Below are 16,227 nucleotides of genomic sequence, written 5' to 3'. Positions count from 1 at the left end.
CTGCAGGTATGACGAACCGAACACACCAGATGATCACCGCACAGGGCCTCACGAAGACGTTCCGCTCGAAGGGGCAGGTCGTCGAGGCCGTCCGCTCCGTCGACCTGTCGGTCGCCGCCGGCGAGCTCGTCGCGTTCCTCGGGCCGAACGGCGCCGGCAAGTCGACGACGCTGCGAATGCTCACGACCCTGCTGCCGCCGACCACCGGTGAGGCGATCGTGGCCGGCTGCGACATCCGCACCGACGCCGCGGGCGTGCGCCGTCGCATCGGCTACGTCGGCCAGGGCAACTCGGGCGGCCACACCCAGCGGGTGCGCGACGAGCTGCACGCGCAGGGCGCGTTCTATGGCATGGGCCGGGGCGAGACCCGCGCGCGGGCCGCCGAACTCATCGAGTCGCTCGAGCTCGGCCAGGTCGCGAACCGCACGGTGCAGTCGCTGTCGGGCGGGCAGAAGCGGCGGCTCGACATCGCGCTGGGTCTCATCCACCGGCCCGAGTTGCTGTTCCTCGACGAGCCCTCCACCGGGCTCGACCCGCACTCGCGCGCCAACCTGTGGGAGCACATCGTCGACCTGCGCCGGGCGACCGGCACCACGATCTTCCTCACCACCCACTATCTCGACGAGGCCGACCAGCTCGCCGAGCGCGTCATGGTCATGGACCACGGCGCGGTCATCGCCGACGACACGGCCGACGCGCTCAAGGGCTCGTTGGCCGGCGACCGCGTGACGCTCACGTTCGATACCGCATCGGATGCCGCGACCGCAGCCGCGCGCATCGGCGGCGAGGTCTCCGCGGAGGAGGGTGCCGATGCCCGTGTGGTGGCCGTCACGGCGCCGGGCGGCGATCGGGCGCTGCCCCGGTACATCCGCTCGCTCGCGGATGCCGGTCTCGAGGTCGTGGCCGCCACGCACCGCCAGCCCACGCTCGACGACGTCTTCCTCGCCCTCACCGGCCGCAGCCTCCGCGAGGAGGCCGCCGCGGCCGAGCCGACGGCCCCCGAGCCCGCACTCGCCTGATCAACCCCTCACCTCCCCTCCCCCCTCCCCGAAAACAGGAATACACGCCGCGACGGCACCGAGAACAGGCTCGACGTGCGGTCTCGCAACACGGTTTCCTGTTTTCGCTACATGAAGGAGCACCGAAATGAACACGATCACCCCGACCACCGCCACACCGGGTGCGAACGCGGGCGACCGCCACGCGGCATCCGCTCGCCCCACCGGATTCGTGCGCGACACCGCCGCCGTGTTCGTGCGGGAGTCGCGCCCGCTCGTGCGCGACCCGTTCAGCGTGATGTTCTCGCTCGTGCAGCCTCTCGTCTTCCTCGGCCTGTTCGGGCCGTTGCTCGTCGGCGCGGCCGGCGGTGACGTCGCCGGTACGCTGCAGTGGTTCGTGCCCGGCATCCTCGTGATGGTCGCGCTGTTCGGCACCGCTTCGACCGGCGCGAACCTGCTCTTCGAGATGCAGACGGGCTCGCACGAGCGCACCCTCGTCGCCCCGCTCTCACGCAGCGCCCTGCTCGTCGGCCGGGCGCTGAAGGAGGTCGTGCCGCTCACGATCCAGGGCACGATCGTGGTGCTCGTCGCGGTGCCGTTCGGGTTCTCGCTCGATGTGCCGGGGCTCGTTGCGGGCCTCGTGGTGCTCGCAGTGTTCGGCATCGGGTTCGGGGCGCTCAGCTACACGCTCGCGCTCGCGTGCCGCAACCGCGACTGGATGTTCTGGATGGTGCACCAGACCCTGCTGTTCCCGCTGATGATCCTCTCGGGCATGCTGCTTCCGCTCGAGGACGGCCCGGCGTGGATGCAGGTCGCCGCGGCGATCAACCCGCTGAGCTACCTGGTCGGCGCCGAGCGCGCACTGCTCGCGGGCGACTTCGGGGTTCCCGCAGTGGTGGGCGGCGTCATCGCCGCGGTCGCCACCTGCGCGCTCGGCGTGTTCGTCGGCGTGCGCGCAATGCGCCGCGCTCGCTGACCCATCAGTCGCGGGTTGAGGAGCGAGCGAAGCGAGCGTCTCGAAACCTCGGCGCCAATCGGGCGAGCTCGCCTACGCGAACGGTGCGTAGGCGAGTTCGCCCTCCGCGATGCGACGGTTCAGTTCATTGAGCCGGGCGACGAGTTCGGTCGGCTGCTGTGCGACGGACTTCGGCCACCCGTATGCCGCGGCGACCGCTTCATCGAGTTGCTTGTGCAGCGCCGCGAGTTCGGTGAACCCGCCCTCGTCCATGAGGTTGTAGAGCTTCGTGAGTCCAAGCCCGTGCTCGACGCAGAGCTCGCTTCGCTTCGCATACAGGGCGACGGATGCCGCGGCCACCGCCTCTCGCTGCGCTGGCGTTGGGTCGGGCCACGGGAACGTCGCGAATGCCGTGGTCGGTGAGTACCGAAGGTCGCCTTTGAGCGTCGACGACCGCGCCCATGCCCACGCGTCGCGTGCTCGGGAGAGCAGGACGCCCATGCTGTGGTCGTCGTCGAATGCAAAGACCATGTTCGTGACGAGAACGCCGATCCCGGTTTCCGAACGAAATGGTGGCGCTTCGGCCGGCCACGCGGTGAGGTGCGGACTGCGATTTCTATCCTCGATCGTTACGCCGCGGTGGGAGCGCACGGAAAGCTATGCCCCAACGACAACGTGACCCGCGGCGATACGCTGAGGGCGTGTCCACGCTGCACCGCCCGTCGCGTGCTGAGAGCAGCACCCTGATCTCCCGCGCCGATGCGGCAGTGACCGGGCTCACTCCGGGTTACTTCGCTCTGGTGATGGCCACCGGCATCCTGTCCGTGGCGATGCGCACCAACGATGCGATGCCGGTCTCGATGCTGCTGCTCGCCATCGCCGCGGTCGCGTACGTCACCCTCATCGCCCTCAACCTCGTGCGCCTCTTCCGTCACCGCGGCGAGATGGCGGCGGACTTCGCGGATCCGGCGCGCGCATTCGGGTACTTCACGTTCGTGGCAGCGACCTGCGTGCTGGGCAGCCGGCTGGTTCTGGAAGGCCTGCTCCCCCTCTCGGTTGCACTGCTGCTGATCGCGTCAGCGGCATGGATCGCACTGGGCTACACCGTGCCGTGGACGGCCGTGCTCGGGCAGCGTGCCGTCACCGCCCTCGCGACGGCGAACGGCACCTGGTTCATCTGGGCTGTGGCCAGTCAGTCCATCGCGATGCTCGCGGCGACGCTGCAGGTGCAGCTGGCAGCCGAATGGCGCCCGGCAATGGCGCTCCTCGCGGTGTTCTCGTGGTCGGTCGGCACGTTCCTGTACTGTGCGGTAGGCGTTTTCGTGGGCGTGCGGATGCTGGCCTACCCGTTCCGCCCCGCCGATCTCACGCCGCCGTACTGGGTCGCGATGGGCGCGACCGCGATCACCGTGGTCGCCGGCGCCCGCATCGTCGAGATGGCCGATGCCCCGATGGTGGACGCCACCCGCGGGCTCATCGCCGGCGCCTCCGTGTTCTTCTGGGCGTTCGGCACCTGGCTCATCCCGCCGCTCGTGATCGCAGGCTATTGGCGCCATGTGCGCCACCGCGTGCCGCTTCGCTACGAGGCGACGCTGTGGAGCATCATCTTCCCGCTCGGGATGTACAGCGTCGGGTCCCAGTTCCTCGGCGACGTCGACCATCTGCCGATCGTGCACGCGATCGGCTCCGTCGCGATCTGGATCGCCCTCGCGGCCTGGCTCGTGACATTTGCGGCGATGCTCATCTCGATCTGGCGCAACGTGCTGCGCAGCGCGTGAGGCCGGTCGGATGTCCCATCCGCGTCGCCTACCCTCGAACCATGCCCCACGACGTCGTGATCCTCGGCGGTGGCCACAACGGCCTTACCGCTGCCGCCTACCTCGCCCGCGCCGGGCTCGCTGTGCTGGTGCTCGAACGCGACGACCACCTCGGGGGCGCGGCGGTGTCGGCGCAGGCGTTCGAGGGGGTCGACGCACGGCTGTCGCGCTACTCGTACCTCGTGAGCCTGCTGCCGCAGCGCATCATCGACGACCTCGGCCTCGATGTTCGGCTCGTGCGCCGTCGCTACTCGTCGTACACGCCCGACCCCGCCGACCCCGAGCGTGGTCTGCTCATCGACAACGAGGCGGGGGCCGAGGCATCCGTCGCCGCGTTCGCCCGCGTCGACGCGGCCGGCGACCACGGCGCATGGGATGCGTTCTACGCCGACACCGCGCGGCTCGCCGAGCGGCTCTTCCCGACCCTCACCGAGCCGTTGCCCACCCGCTCCGAGGCGCGCACCCTGGTCGGCGACAACGACATCTGGCAGCAGTTCATCGACCAGCCGCTCGGCGAGACGATCGATGCCCGCTTCACGAGCGACCTCGTGCGCGGCGTCGTCGCGACTGACGGGCTGATCGGCACGTTCACCGACCTCGACGACGCCGAACTCGACGCGAACCGCTGCTTCCTGTACCACGTGATCGGCGGCGGCACCGGCGACTGGGATGTCCCGGTCGGAGGCATGGGCGCGGTCCCGGGCGAGCTCGCCCGTGCCGCACGCGAGGCCGGCGCCGAGCTCGTGACGGGTGCCGAGGTACTGGGCGTCTCGGGCGACGGGCATGTGCGGTACCGGCTCGACGGCGCCGAGCACACGATCACCACCGCGACCGTGCTTGCCAACGTCGCCCCCGCCGTGCTCGAGCGGCTGCTCGACGCGGGTGCGTCGGGGCCGGTCGACACCCTGCCGCAAGGCACCGCCTCAGAAGACACCGCACCGGCCATCGCCCCACGCGACCAGCCCCCCTTCACCCGCGACGAGTCGCTCGCCGTGCCCGCCGTCGTGCGCGAGCGCCTGCGCCGGCTCGCCGTGCCCGAGGGCGCCCAGGTGAAGGTCAACCTGCTGCTCACGCGCCTGCCGCGGTTGCGCGACAGCGAAGTCGCCCCCGAGGCCGCGTTCGCCGGCACCTTCCACATCAACGAGCTCGAGACGCAGCTCGATCGCGCCTTCGCCACGGCGGCACGCGGCGAGATCCCCTCGCCGCTGCCGTGCGAGATCTACTGCCACACCCTGAGCGACCCGTCGATCCTCGCACCCGAGCTCGCGGCATCCGGCATGCACACCCTCACCGTCTTCGGACTGCACGCGCCCGACCGCCTCGTCGAGCGCTACGGTAATGACGCGCTGCGCGAGCGCCTGCAGGCGGCCGTTATCGAGTCCCTGAATTCGGTGCTCGCCGAGCCGATCGAGGCGATCATTGCGACGGATGCCTCGGGCCGGCCCTGTATCGAGACGAAGACCACGCACGACCTCGAGGAGGCGTTGCGCATGCCGGGCGGCAACATCTTCCATGGTCCGCTCACGTGGCCCTGGGCCGAAGACGATGCCTCGCTCGCGACGCCCGCCCAGCGCTGGGGTGTGGCGACGGCGCACGAGCGCATCCTGCTGTGCGGTTCGGGCGCGGTGCGCGGCGGCGCCGTCAGCGGCATCGGCGGACACAACGCGGCGATGGCCGTGCTCGAGGCATCGGGCGCCTGAGCGGCCGCGCCGCGGCTACGAGACGTGCACCCGACCGAACTCGTCGACCGTGACGACGAGCGTCTGCTTCTTGCGGTTGAGCGCTCGGTAGATCACGTAGATCAGCCAGAGCCCTCCGGTGATGAGCACCAGGATCAGATTCCAGAACCAGCCCATGCGCTTGTTGCGCGCGAGCACCGCCTGGCCGGCCGCGACCGTCTGCACGGTCCATCCCTTCGACGCGTAACCGGCGATCTCGGCGTTCAGGATTCGTGCACGGGCGTCGTCGGGCAGCGGCATCGCATCACTCATGCTCGAACCCTATCGAGCGCCGCGCGGCTCAGCCGGCCAGTGCAACGCCCGGGCGGTTCCACCGCACGCCGAGCGTCGACATGAGGGCGTGCTGGGCCGCACCGAGGAAGGGGTCGGTCGGGCGGGCGTACCGCACGGCGACCGGACCGGCGCCTTTCGCACGGTACAGATCCAACTCGTCTTGCAGCATGTTGAGGAAGTCGGGACCGAGGGACGGCGCGGCCCCGCCGATGACGACGTCGTCGGGGTCGAGCATCGCCGACAGTAGCCGCAACGCCCGGGCGAACGCCGACGCGCCCGCTGCCAGCCGTGCCCTGATGTACGGACCGCCGACGAGCTGCGCGACCTCGACGGCCGTGAGCTCATCACGGAACTCGTCGCCGATCATGGCGCTCATCGATGCTGCGGATTCGAGGCAGCCGTAGAGCCCGCAACGGCACTGCGCGCGCTCGCCCTCGAACACGACGCGAACATGCCCGATCTCGCCTCCCCTGGCCGAGGCGCCGCGAAGCAGCTCGCCGCGATGCACGACGGCGGCACCGATGCCCTCGCCGAGGTGCACGAACAGATGAACGCCCTCTCGCTCGCGATCATCGATCAACTCGCCGAGCGCCTCGGCGTGGGCGTCGTTGATGACGTGGGTGGGCGCGCCGACCGCCTTCTCGACGAGCCCGCCGAGGTCGAGTTCGAACCATCCGAGTTGCACACTCTCGACGACGACGCGCGATTCGGCGGCACCCGGCACCTGGATGCCCACCGCCAGCAGCCGTTCGCAGTGATCGTTCGCCAGGCGCTCGACGAAGTCGACGACGTCATCGGCGCGCACGCCGGACTCGAATTCGGCGCGAGCCTCGGCGAGCTTCTCGCCTGCGAGGTTGAACACGCCGCCCGAGATTCGGTGCGGCCGGACGCCCACGGCGATGATCTCGTGCCCGCGCTCGGCAGCCCGGAGCAGCGTGGCTCGCTTGCCACCCGTGCTGGACGCCTGCCCGCCTTCGTCGACGAACCCCGACTGCTCGAGCTCGGCGATGAGCGAAGACACCGTTGCCGAGGTCAGCCCGGTCTCGCGCGCGATCTTCGCGCGGGTCGCCTCGCCGCCGTCGCGGACCACGATCTGCAGGGCGCGACGCAGGTTCTGGTGACGGAGGTCCGCGCGGGCCATCAGGGGATGCATCGGATAGATGCTACTCGCGCGCGACGAAGACGACGGTGAGTTCGACGGGTGAGATCCGCTGCGCCCCACGGCGTTCGTTCCGCCGGTGGGGCGCAGCGGACTCATCGCGGAACGCCGCCGATATTGATCTCGGCCGCGCCGGCGAACGCGTTGCCCGGGATCGAGTTCAATCCAACGAGCTTGACGTACCGACCGGCGACGGCGTCGATGTCGACCGTCTGCGCGATGAGGGCCGAGGTGAACGACCCGGTCGCCACCGGATCGCCCCACGTCGCTCCGTCGAGCGAGACGTAGACCTGGTAGTCCTTGATCCGCCCGTTCGCGGCGTTCTGGCGCGTGAGGTACTGCAAGCCAGTGACATCGTAGCTCGCCCCCAGGTCGATGGTGATGTGGTGCGGATACGCCGGCGCGCTGCCCTGCCACTTGGTGTGCCAGAAGGTGTTCGGGTCGCCGTCGATCGCGTTCGTCGCCGGGGCGTTCTCGCCGACCGTCTCTTCGCTCGACACATCGGCGATGGTCAGTTGCGACTGGTCGATGCGGTTCGCCAGGTCGCGGACGTCGGATTCGACCTCGACAACCAGGCTGATCGTGCGGTCACCCTGCCGCGCGGTGAACTCGCGTTCGCCGTCGAACGTGGCCGCCGGGATCGGCGCGTAGCCCTCGAAGCCGCCGACGGGCTGCCGCACGGTGAATGCCATCGCACCGTCGATCAGGATCTCGACGTGCCCGTCGGGCGAGAACCCGTCGAGCGCGAGCGACACCCAGTCGCCGGCGCGCACGACCCCGCCGTCGCCCACCGCGAGCGTCGGTTCACCGAGTGCCGGGGCGTCGGCCGGAAGCGGATGCTTCGGCCCGACGTCGACGCGGACCGCGCCCTCATGCCCCGTGGAGGTCGTCAGCTCGCAGTCGATGTCACCGTGGAACGCGCCGGTCACGGTCGCCGTGTACACCCCTGCTCCGTGCAGGATGTCGCGTGCCCGGCTCGTGCTGAACACCACGGGGTATCGATCCGTGCCACAGACGAGTTCGGCCGTGAGCGGCTCGGCGAGCGCGCTCTTCGACGCCGGGTCGCCGTCGGTCGAGACGGTGTCCGCGAGGATCTGCGTACCGTCCTGCGACAGCTTCGTACCGGGCGCCGAGACGTATCCGACCGGCCATTCGGCCTCGGCGCCGGTGCGCGGCGCAACGTCGGCACTTGCCACTCCGAAGGCCCAGGTCGTGTTGGGCGACTCGTAGAAGTTGTGCCCCTGCACGGCGAACCGGGCACCGAAGTCGCCGAGCCGTTGCCGGAACGATTCGATGTCCTTGTCGGCCTTCGGCGTCCAGCCTGTTTCGAGGATCGATGCCGCTCGCGGCAGCACCAGATACTGCGCCTGGTCGGCGCCGCGCACGGTCTCGGACCAGAGCGGGCCCTCGACGCCGAGCACGCCCGCCTCAGCAACCCCGCCGGCCACCGTGGTCGTGGGGTCCCAGCCGTAGTACCGGTCGAAGTCGCACGAGCCCCCGCACGCCCAGCTCAGCCCGATCGGCGTCGCCGAGTTGTACTTCTGATCGAGGTAGCTTCCGGTCGCGGCAGAGATCACCGCCTTGCCGCCCTTCGCGATGAAGTTGCGCACCCAGTCGCCCGAGCCGATCCAGTACTGCACCACCGAGCCGTCCCAGAACCCCTCGGGCTGGTCGAGACCGGCCTCGGCGAACTCGCTCCAGCCCATGACGCCGGCCCCGGTCGCCTCCTTCACCTCGGGCACGGCCCGGGTGATGAAGTCGACGAAGCGGGAGTGCCCCATTGCGTGGGCCTCATCACCGCCGATGTGCACGTAGGGGCCACCGGTCAGCTCGGCGAGCTGCGTGAAGACGTGCGAGACGAACGCGTACGACGCGTCATGCTGCTCGTCGAGCGCCGAGTACCCCACCGAGCCGGTGCCGTTCCACGGCACCACGCCGGTCTCGGGGTCGGCTGCCGGCAGCGACCGTGCCGTGTTCAGCTCGGGCAGGGCGTGCAGCGCCGCGTTCGTGTGGCTGGGCACGTCGACCTCGGGGACGATCGTGATGAAGCGCTCGTTCGCGTACTCGACGATCTCGCGGTAGTCGTCTTGCGTGTAGAAGCCGGTGCGGCCGACCTCGTTACGATAACCTCCGCTGTTCATCGCGGTGATGCCCGATGCGCTCGTCAACTTGGAGTAGTCGATCGTGTCGCCCTCGGCGCGACCCTCGTTCGTGATCTCGATGCGCCACCCCTGGTCGTCGGCCAGGTGCATGTGCAGCACGCTCAGCTTGAGCTGGGCGAGGGCGTCGATGTGCTGCTTCACCTCGGCGACGGTCTGGAACGACCGCGCCACGTCGAGCATCACGCCGCGGTAGGAGAACCTGGGCGCATCTTCGATGTGCACGGCGGGCACTTCCCAGTCGGCGTTGACCGCGACATCCGACTCGGCCCAGACCGGCAGCAACTGGCGCAGCGTCTGCACCCCGTTGAACGCACCGTGCGCCGTCGTCGCCGTGAGGTTGATGCCGGAAGCGGCGACGTCGAGTACATACGACTCCTCGGTCGGCGCAGCGCCGTCGACGGTGTAGTCGGCATCCGCGTCGACCGTGATGCGAATCGCCCGCTCGGCGGGCCCGTCGTCCTTGACCGGCACGTCGAATCCGGTCGACGGGCGCAGCACGTCGGCGAAGAACTCTGCCGGCGCAATCGCCGCTCCGAGCGCGATCACCCGTGTCTTCGGCGTGATCGTGAACGGCTCGGCGTCGGTGGTCTCGACGACCGCGGGCTTCGGCACCAGCGGAAGTTCACGAACCGGCTCGGGTTCGGCCCCGTTCCACACCTCGAACTCCCACATCGAGACACCGTACTTGTTGCCTCCGATCGGCGTGCGCTCGATCGTCTGCATGCGCACGTGGCTGTACGCGGCCGAGGGGTCGGCAGCGGCACCGATGGCCTGGGTGTCGAGGGCGCCGCATGCCGGGCGCACGACGCCGGTCGCGTCGGTCCACGAGGCGCCGTCGGTCGAGACCTGCAGCCGGTACTGGGCTGCGCAGGCGGCCTCCCAATAGATGTTGACGTGGTCGATGACCGTCGGTTCGGCCAGCTCGACGGTGATCCACGCGGAATCTGAGTAGTTCGATGACCAGCGCGAGGTGCCGGTGCCTGCCGGACCGCTGGTGACCCCGTCGATCACTTTGTCGGGCGTCCAGCCGAACGACCCGTCGCCTTCGCTGCCCGACGCGGTCGCCACCCCGCCTGCGGAGGCCAGTGCGACGTTCTCGCCGGTGACCGGCGCCGCCGATTCTGCCGCCGCAGCCGGCGCTGAGATCGCCGTGGCGAGCAGCGCGACGGCTGAAAGCACGCCCACAATCGCGACTCGTGCCGCGCTCGGCCTCGGGGGTCGGGTCCGGTCTCGCATGCAGAACTCCTTCGTCCGTTGGTGCGCTGTGACCTACTTTAGGCAACGCCTATAGTAACTATATTCCGGCAAGCTAGCGGACATCGTTCACGCTGTCAACGGTGACGCACGACAGTTTCTCTCGTCCCCCGCGCGCGAGCGCGCGAGAACGCCGAGAGCGTGTCGAACGACACGTCAGCCCGTCGAGCGACCTCAGCCCTTCTTCGGAGCCTTCGACCCCTTCGGCGCCTTCGGCGGCAGCGCCGCCACCCCCTCGAGCGCACGCCCGACCCACTCGCTCAGCCTCGCGGGCTGCCCCGCCCACGCAGAGGGCAATGACAGATACCCGCCCATCGGCCGCTCAGCGGGCCCGAACGGCCCGACCCCGTCGATCGCGGCCAGTTCTGCGCGCACCTCGTCGTCGAGCAGCTTCACGCCGATCCGGTCGCCGAACAACCCCGCGAACATGTTGCCGTTGACGAAGGCGCCGAGATTGCCGAACATCGGTTTGACCTCGACGCCCGGGGCATCCGGAATCACCGAACGGAACAGTGCCTTCGCCTCGTCGGAGGCCTTCGCCAACTGCATGATCTCGTCGGTCGCTGACCGACTAGAAGACGAACAGCTGCCCGAGCACGAGGATCGCGATCACGAACAGCGCCACGATGGCGCCGACGATCGCGAGCGACTTCGCCGACAGCCTCGCGACGCCGTAGCCCACGAGGAAGGGCAGCGCGAGCAGGAAGAGTGTGACGATCCACCAGAAGGCCTGGTACCCGCCCTGGGTCGCGTCGGAGAGCCGGCCGGCGAAGAGCTGCTGCGTGTGCGGGTTGGTCGCGAACGCGAACGCCGCCGACAACGGAATGGCGATGAGCGCGAACACGAAGAGCCCGGCGAGCGCGCCCCACAGCCCAGACTTGCCGTCAGTGACGTTCATCGTCTCTTCGTGCGCCTGCCCGCTCGACGGATGACTCGGTTTGCGCTTCGCGCCTCCACTGGAACCCATGGCGTCACTCTAGTGGAGCCCCGTCGCTCTAGAGATAGCCACCGCACCGCATTAGCCTGAGGAGACGAGCGACAGGAGGCGAAGATGACCGCGAAACCGACCGGACACTACGTGTTGAAGGCCGATGGTCTGTACCTGCAGTTCGATCGGCTGTTCCATGCCCCCATCGAAGACGTCTGGTTCAGCCTCACGAATCCGAACGCGATGAAGGCGTGGATCGGCACGTACACGGGCAGACCCTCCACCGGTGGCGTGCGCTTCCAGATGACGGCTGAGGATGGCGCCGAGGCCGAGTGGCAGAACGTGAGCATTCTCGAGTGCGAGCGACCGTACCGCTTCACTGCGGACTCCGGTTCCGGGCCCGAGGGCATCCGCGTCTTCTGCCACCTCATCGAGGGCGGCGGCATGACCACGCTCACCCTCGGCCAGCGCATGAACGACGCGGCCGAGGCCGAGAGCATGGGCCCAGGCTGGGATTACTACCTCGACCGGCTCATCGCGGCCCGCGCCGGGGCAGAACTCCCCGTGTGGGACACGTACTATCCCGTATTCGCACCCCACTACCGCGAGCTGACGGTTCCGAGTACCGCGAAGGCCTGAGCCCGGCATCGTCGCCGGCGATGCGGATGTCCCGACCACGCGACATCCGAAGCCCTAGACTGACGCCGTGAAACGCATCGAGCGACGTGCCCGCGAGGCCGAGCAGGCGACCGAACGCGGCCCCAGGCGCGCTGCCGATTTCATGGCGAACCGGCCGTTCCAGTGGGCGTTCGTCGCCACGTTGGGCGTGGTCGTCGCGCTCGGGCTCGCCGCCGCATTCGCGAGCATCTCGAGCGTCGTCTTCTCGGTGCTCGCGGCGGCGTTCATCACCCTCGGCCTCGACCCGCTGGTGCGGTGGTTCGAGCGCCGGGGCATGAAGCGGGGCGTCGCGATCGTCACCGTGATCATCCTCTTCATCCTGGTGATCGCCGGCATGCTGTGGTTGGTGCTGCCGCTCGTGATCTCACAGATCTCCCTGCTCATCGATCAACTGCCGCAGATGCTCGCGAACCTGCGCGCACAGGACTGGTTCCAAGAGGCGTCATCGGGCACGGGCGGGGTGCTCACGACGATCTACACGTGGATCACCGGCCTGCTCAGCGATCCGAACTTCTGGGCCACGATCGGCGGCGGCGCACTGAACGTCGGCCTCGCGATCGTGGGCGGAATCTCGAGCGCGTTCTTCATCTTCATCCTGACCATCTACTTCACGGCCACGCTCGACGTGTCGAAGGCGGCGATCTACACACTGATCTCGGCGTCGCATCGCGAGCGGGTCGTCGGCTACGCCGAGCGCATCATGCAGAACGTGGGCCGCTACCTCAGCGGCATGGTCGTGCTCGCGTTCTTCAACGCGCTGTACAGCCTGATCCTGCTGTGGCTCGTGCAGGTGCCGTTCGCCCTCGTGATCGCGGTCGCGGCGTTCTTCATCACGCTCATCCCGCTGATCGGAACCGTGCTCACGACCATCGTGATGACCGTGCTCTCGCTGTTCGTCTCACCGGTCGCGGCGCTCATCGTGCTCGTCGCGATGCTCATCTACATGCAGGTCGAGGCCTACGTGCTCACGCCGAAGGTCATGAGCAAGGCGGTGCAGGTGCCGGGGTCGATCGTGCTCATCGCCGCCCTCGCCGGCGGCACGCTCGCCGGTCTGCCCGGCGCGCTCGTCGCGATCCCGGTGGCGGCCGGCATCCTGCTCATCATCAAAGAGGTCGTGGTGCCGAAGAAGGCGGTATCGTGACGACGTCGGTCGAGCGGTGGATCGAGTAGCGCGAAGCGCGTATCGAGACCCGCTACCGCCAGACCGACGGCGCTTCGGCACGGGTGGGCGGACGTGCGACATCCGCCCCCCAGCGCTCCATCCACTCGGGGATGCCCGTCGCGTTCGCGACTGGTGACGGTGAAGCAGGACCGGCCCTCGAACACGGCGGAACCGCCGCATGATCCCCCCAGCGTCGTGCGATGGCAGTTCCACGGGCGGCCGGGTCGACCGGCGTCCCGGCATCACCCGCTCGAGGACATCCCACAAATCGTCACTGATCACACCATCGCGAAGCACGAAGGCCACGATTCCCGACCCGTCCCCCGATAGTTAGCACACACGCTCTAATCGCCGCTCCGCCCTCCCGGCGCGAGAACGCGGCGGGCGGGGATCAGGAGGCCAACGACCGCCAGGACCGCGTAGGCGGATCCGACCACCCGGCCGAGTACTCGTCGACAAGCATCCGGGCTGCGGCGCCGCCGTACGCGAGAGGCACGAGCCAGAGCGCGTACCAGGACCAGCGCTCCCCGAGTCGGTAGGCGAACAGCGACACAACAGCGGCGAGGAGGCCAAAGGCCACCCAGGTGATGCCCAGGAGAGCCAGGTCCATCGAATAGAGGGACGCCATCTCGGCGTCGTCCGCAGCGAACTGGTCCCAGGTGCGCCCGGTCAGTTCCGTCTGGCCACCTACTGGGACGACAAGGACATAGAGGCCGTTGAGCGCGCCAAGGATCGTTGCCAGTGCGAGCAGACCCCAACTCACAGGGGGGATACGCACTCTGTCACCCCTCGTCGTGGGGGCCTCCCGCCCAGTGTCCGCACCCACGGGTGCCTCCTTTGCAGGACGTCTCCACTGGCCATTAGATACCCGGCTCTGGTGTTTGTCGAGCGCCCGGCTTGACTCACGAAACTGCCCGCGAAACGTTCACCGTGCCTAACGTAGGAATGCCGGCGAACGTCCTGGTGCCGAAGAAGGCGCTGTCGTAGACGGGCAGGTCTCGATATGCCGCTTCGCGGCTACTCGACCGGCGGGCTAGTGCCAGACCGACGGCGCCGCGGCGCGCGTGGGGGGCAGTGCGACATCCGTGCCCCATCGCTCGAGCCATTCGGGAATGCCGTGCGCGTCGGTCACGCCGAGCGCCTCGACGATCTCGCTCATCGGCACGGTGCCGCCCGACTTGCGCAGGAATCGCGCGCGGATGAAGCCGGTCGCGTAGATCTCGGGTTCGCCGCCCGCACCGTTCCCTGAGCCTGTCGAAGGGCGCACGAAGCGCTGCTCCATGTAGACCGCCTTGTCGTCATGGCCGACGAGCCGCGACTCGATCGTGAAGCGCTGCCACAGGCTCAGCGACTTGCGGAACGTGATCGTCTCGCTCGCGACCACCGGGTACCAGGCCTTGTCGCGCATCATCTGCCAGACGCCGTTGCGCACGAGCATGTCGAAGCGCGCGACATCCATGATCGAGAAGTACACGCCGTTGTTCATGTGCCGGTTGATGTCGAGGTCGGTCGGCAGCGTGATGAAGTTCGTGCGGGCGACCTCGTCGTGCGCGAGGTCGGGCTTACGGCGCGCGAGGAACAGCACGTGCAGCAGCGTGCGGAAGATCATGTGCATAGTCCACGACTGTACGTCGATTCCGTCGTAGATTGTCTCGCGTTGGCGAGTTGCCACAGTCGCGATGCGGATGCCACGGGGGGCGGTTGTGCGAACGCTCGATCACTCGCGTCGCACCGAGAGAGCACTCCCGACCCCACACAGGGCACCCACTGCACTCTCGACGAGGGAGCGTGGCGCGCCTCATGCCCCAAAGTGCTCTCCGCGCCCCACACAGGGCACCCACTGCACTCTCGATGTTGTGGAGGGGGCCGGGGCGGCGCGCGCCTCATGCCCGAAAGTGCACTCCGCGCCCCACACAGGGCACCCACTGCACTCTCGACGAAGGAGCGTGGCGCGCCTCATGACCGAAAGTGCACTCCGCGCCCCACGCGAGGGCGCCCACTGCACTCTCGGTGTTGTGGAGGGGGCCGGGGCGGCGCGCGCCAGCGGTCAGGCGACCTGGCGCAGCACCCGGTAGCGCAGGTGTGTGGCGAGGGCGCCCTGCTCGACGGCGACGGGTCCGAGATCGATGCGGTGCTCCGTCGAGTCGGGGAACAGCCGCGAGCCGCCGCCGAGTAGGAACGGCGCCAGGTGCAGGCGCACCTCGTCGACGAGTTCGGCGTGCAATGCCTGGCGTGCGACATCCGCACCGCCCATGATGCAGACCGACGCGGCGCTCGCGGCCGCGCTCGCCCGCTCGACCGCCTCGCGAACCCCGCCGGTGACGAACTCGTAGCGCGATCCGCCGCGTTCGTACGCATCGCGCTGGCGGCTCGTCACGACGAAGCAGGGCCGGCCCTGGAACACGGGGTCGTCGCCCCAAGGCCCCTCGCCGACATCGAACGCGCGTCGCCCGATCACGAACGCGCCGGTCGACTCGAACATCGCCGCGCGGGCACGCCGATCGACCTCGTCGGGAAGGCGGTCGACGACGCCGTGCCGGTCGTCGCGCGGCGGCGCGCCCTGGAACACCGAGTTGCGGATCCACTCGTGCACGCACTCCCCGTCGATGCCGAGCGGGTGCTCGATGCTCACGCCGTGGGCCGCCGTGAACCCGTCGAGGGTCATCGTCATCTCGAGGAACACGTGCGACATGGCGTCACCCCTTCGCGGGTACGTGCCGTTCGTCGTGGCCGTTGTAGACCGAGAGCGGGCGGATGAGCGCGTTCGACGCGGCCTGCTCCATGATGTGCGCCGTCCAACCGGTGATGCGGCTCGCGACGAACAGCGGGGTGAAGGTCAGGGTGTCGAATCCCATCATGTGATAGGTCGGGCCGGCCGGATAGTCGAGGTTCGGCTTGATGTTCTTGCGCTCGCCCATCGCCTGCTCGAGCGCGACGTACAGCTCGAGCAGGTCGGGCCGGTCGTAGTGCTCGACCATGCGCTCCATCGAGTCGCGCATGGTGGGCACGCGCGAGTCGCCGTTCTTGTAGACCCGGTGCCCGAAGCCCATGATCTTGCGCTTCTCGGCGAGCGCGGTGTCGAGCCATTCCACGGCACGCTCG

At 68.9% G+C, this 16,227-nt stretch carries 16 protein-coding genes; 6 read left to right on the top strand and 10 right to left on the bottom strand.

The features are described 5' to 3' along the window. Nucleotides 1-8 precede the first annotated feature (8 nt). Together ABD164_RS07660 and ABD164_RS07655 are read left to right on the top strand one after the other, a co-directional pair. Nucleotides 9-1,019: an ATP-binding cassette domain-containing protein gene (locus tag ABD164_RS07660; RefSeq protein WP_344295128.1), complete on the top strand. Its 1,011-nt coding sequence runs from the start codon at nt 9-11 to the stop codon at nt 1,017-1,019. 127 nt (nt 1,020-1,146) lie between these two features. Further along, nucleotides 1,147-1,974 (top strand): ABC transporter permease, encoded by an 828-nt coding sequence (locus ABD164_RS07655; RefSeq protein ID WP_344295127.1) that lies wholly within the window; start codon nt 1,147-1,149, stop codon nt 1,972-1,974. A gap of 72 nt (nt 1,975-2,046) precedes the next feature. Here the strand turns inward: ABD164_RS07655 and ABD164_RS07650 are convergent, their stop codons facing one another. Further along, a complete protein-coding gene (locus ABD164_RS07650) occupies nt 2,047-2,484 on the bottom strand; it encodes a hypothetical protein (RefSeq protein WP_425545920.1) in 438 nt (145 codons plus the stop codon). Between the two features lie 170 nt (nt 2,485-2,654). Between ABD164_RS07650 and ABD164_RS07645 the strand changes: the two genes are divergently transcribed. Together ABD164_RS07645 and ABD164_RS07640 are read left to right on the top strand one after the other, a co-directional pair. Continuing rightward, the gene (locus ABD164_RS07645) at nt 2,655-3,731 is read left to right on the top strand and encodes a tellurite resistance/C4-dicarboxylate transporter family protein (RefSeq protein ID WP_344295123.1); all 1,077 of its coding nucleotides are present in this window, start codon (nt 2,655-2,657) and stop codon (nt 3,729-3,731) included. A 41-nt stretch (nt 3,732-3,772) separates the two neighbouring features. After that, a complete protein-coding gene (locus ABD164_RS07640; protein WP_344295120.1) occupies nt 3,773-5,470 on the top strand; it encodes a phytoene desaturase family protein in 1,698 nt (565 codons plus the stop codon). Between the two features lie 15 nt (nt 5,471-5,485). Here the strand turns inward: ABD164_RS07640 and ABD164_RS07635 are convergent, their stop codons facing one another. From ABD164_RS07635 to ABD164_RS07615, 5 genes are all read right to left on the bottom strand, one after another. Continuing rightward, complete coding sequence (locus ABD164_RS07635; protein WP_344295118.1) at nt 5,486-5,761, bottom strand: hypothetical protein; 276 nt, start codon at nt 5,759-5,761, stop codon at nt 5,486-5,488. A 28-nt stretch (nt 5,762-5,789) separates the two neighbouring features. Further along, nucleotides 5,790-6,935 carry an ROK family transcriptional regulator gene (locus ABD164_RS07630; protein WP_344295116.1) on the bottom strand — a complete coding sequence of 382 codons (1,146 nt, stop codon included), beginning with the start codon at nt 6,933-6,935 and terminating at the stop codon, nt 5,790-5,792. 101 nt (nt 6,936-7,036) lie between these two features. Beyond that, the gene (locus ABD164_RS07625; protein ID WP_344295114.1) at nt 7,037-10,339 is read right to left on the bottom strand and encodes a family 20 glycosylhydrolase; all 3,303 of its coding nucleotides are present in this window, start codon (nt 10,337-10,339) and stop codon (nt 7,037-7,039) included. Nucleotides 10,340-10,531: 192 nt separating this feature from the next. Then, nucleotides 10,532-10,906, bottom strand: a complete 375-nt coding sequence (locus ABD164_RS07620; protein ID WP_344295112.1) for a TfoX/Sxy family protein — start codon at nt 10,904-10,906, stop codon at nt 10,532-10,534. Nucleotides 10,907-10,928: 22 nt separating this feature from the next. Further along, nucleotides 10,929-11,324 carry a hypothetical protein gene (locus tag ABD164_RS07615; protein ID WP_344295110.1) on the bottom strand — a complete coding sequence of 132 codons (396 nt, stop codon included), beginning with the start codon at nt 11,322-11,324 and terminating at the stop codon, nt 10,929-10,931. An 84-nt stretch (nt 11,325-11,408) separates the two neighbouring features. Here ABD164_RS07615 and ABD164_RS07610 point away from each other — a divergent pair, with 84 nt between their 5' ends. Beyond that, nucleotides 11,409-11,924 carry an SRPBCC domain-containing protein gene (locus ABD164_RS07610; RefSeq protein ID WP_344295108.1) on the top strand — a complete coding sequence of 172 codons (516 nt, stop codon included), beginning with the start codon at nt 11,409-11,411 and terminating at the stop codon, nt 11,922-11,924. Nucleotides 11,925-11,991: 67 nt separating this feature from the next. Then, complete coding sequence (locus tag ABD164_RS07605; RefSeq protein WP_344295107.1) at nt 11,992-13,104, top strand: AI-2E family transporter; 1,113 nt, start codon at nt 11,992-11,994, stop codon at nt 13,102-13,104. 412 nt (nt 13,105-13,516) lie between these two features. On the opposite strand, the gene ABD164_RS07600 is transcribed toward ABD164_RS07605, so the two are convergent. The 4 genes from ABD164_RS07600 to ABD164_RS07585 all read right to left on the bottom strand — a co-directional run. Continuing rightward, nucleotides 13,517-13,951, bottom strand: a complete 435-nt coding sequence (locus ABD164_RS07600; RefSeq protein ID WP_344295105.1) for a hypothetical protein — start codon at nt 13,949-13,951, stop codon at nt 13,517-13,519. Nucleotides 13,952-14,158: 207 nt separating this feature from the next. Next, the gene (locus ABD164_RS07595; RefSeq protein WP_344295103.1) at nt 14,159-14,734 is read right to left on the bottom strand and encodes an acyl-CoA thioesterase; all 576 of its coding nucleotides are present in this window, start codon (nt 14,732-14,734) and stop codon (nt 14,159-14,161) included. Nucleotides 14,735-15,172: 438 nt separating this feature from the next. Continuing rightward, nucleotides 15,173-15,817: a dihydrofolate reductase family protein gene (locus ABD164_RS07590; protein WP_344295101.1), complete on the bottom strand. Its 645-nt coding sequence runs from the start codon at nt 15,815-15,817 to the stop codon at nt 15,173-15,175. A gap of 4 nt (nt 15,818-15,821) precedes the next feature. Beyond that, nucleotides 15,822-16,227: citrate/2-methylcitrate synthase (locus ABD164_RS07585; RefSeq protein WP_344295098.1), on the bottom strand; the 406-nt coding region annotated here is incomplete at its 5' end.

The organism is Agromyces neolithicus (genome assembly GCF_039529735.1).
GTDB classification, from domain to species: Bacteria; Actinomycetota; Actinomycetes; order Actinomycetales; family Microbacteriaceae; genus Agromyces; species Agromyces neolithicus.
This window is presented reverse-complemented; position numbering and strand designations above follow the sequence as displayed.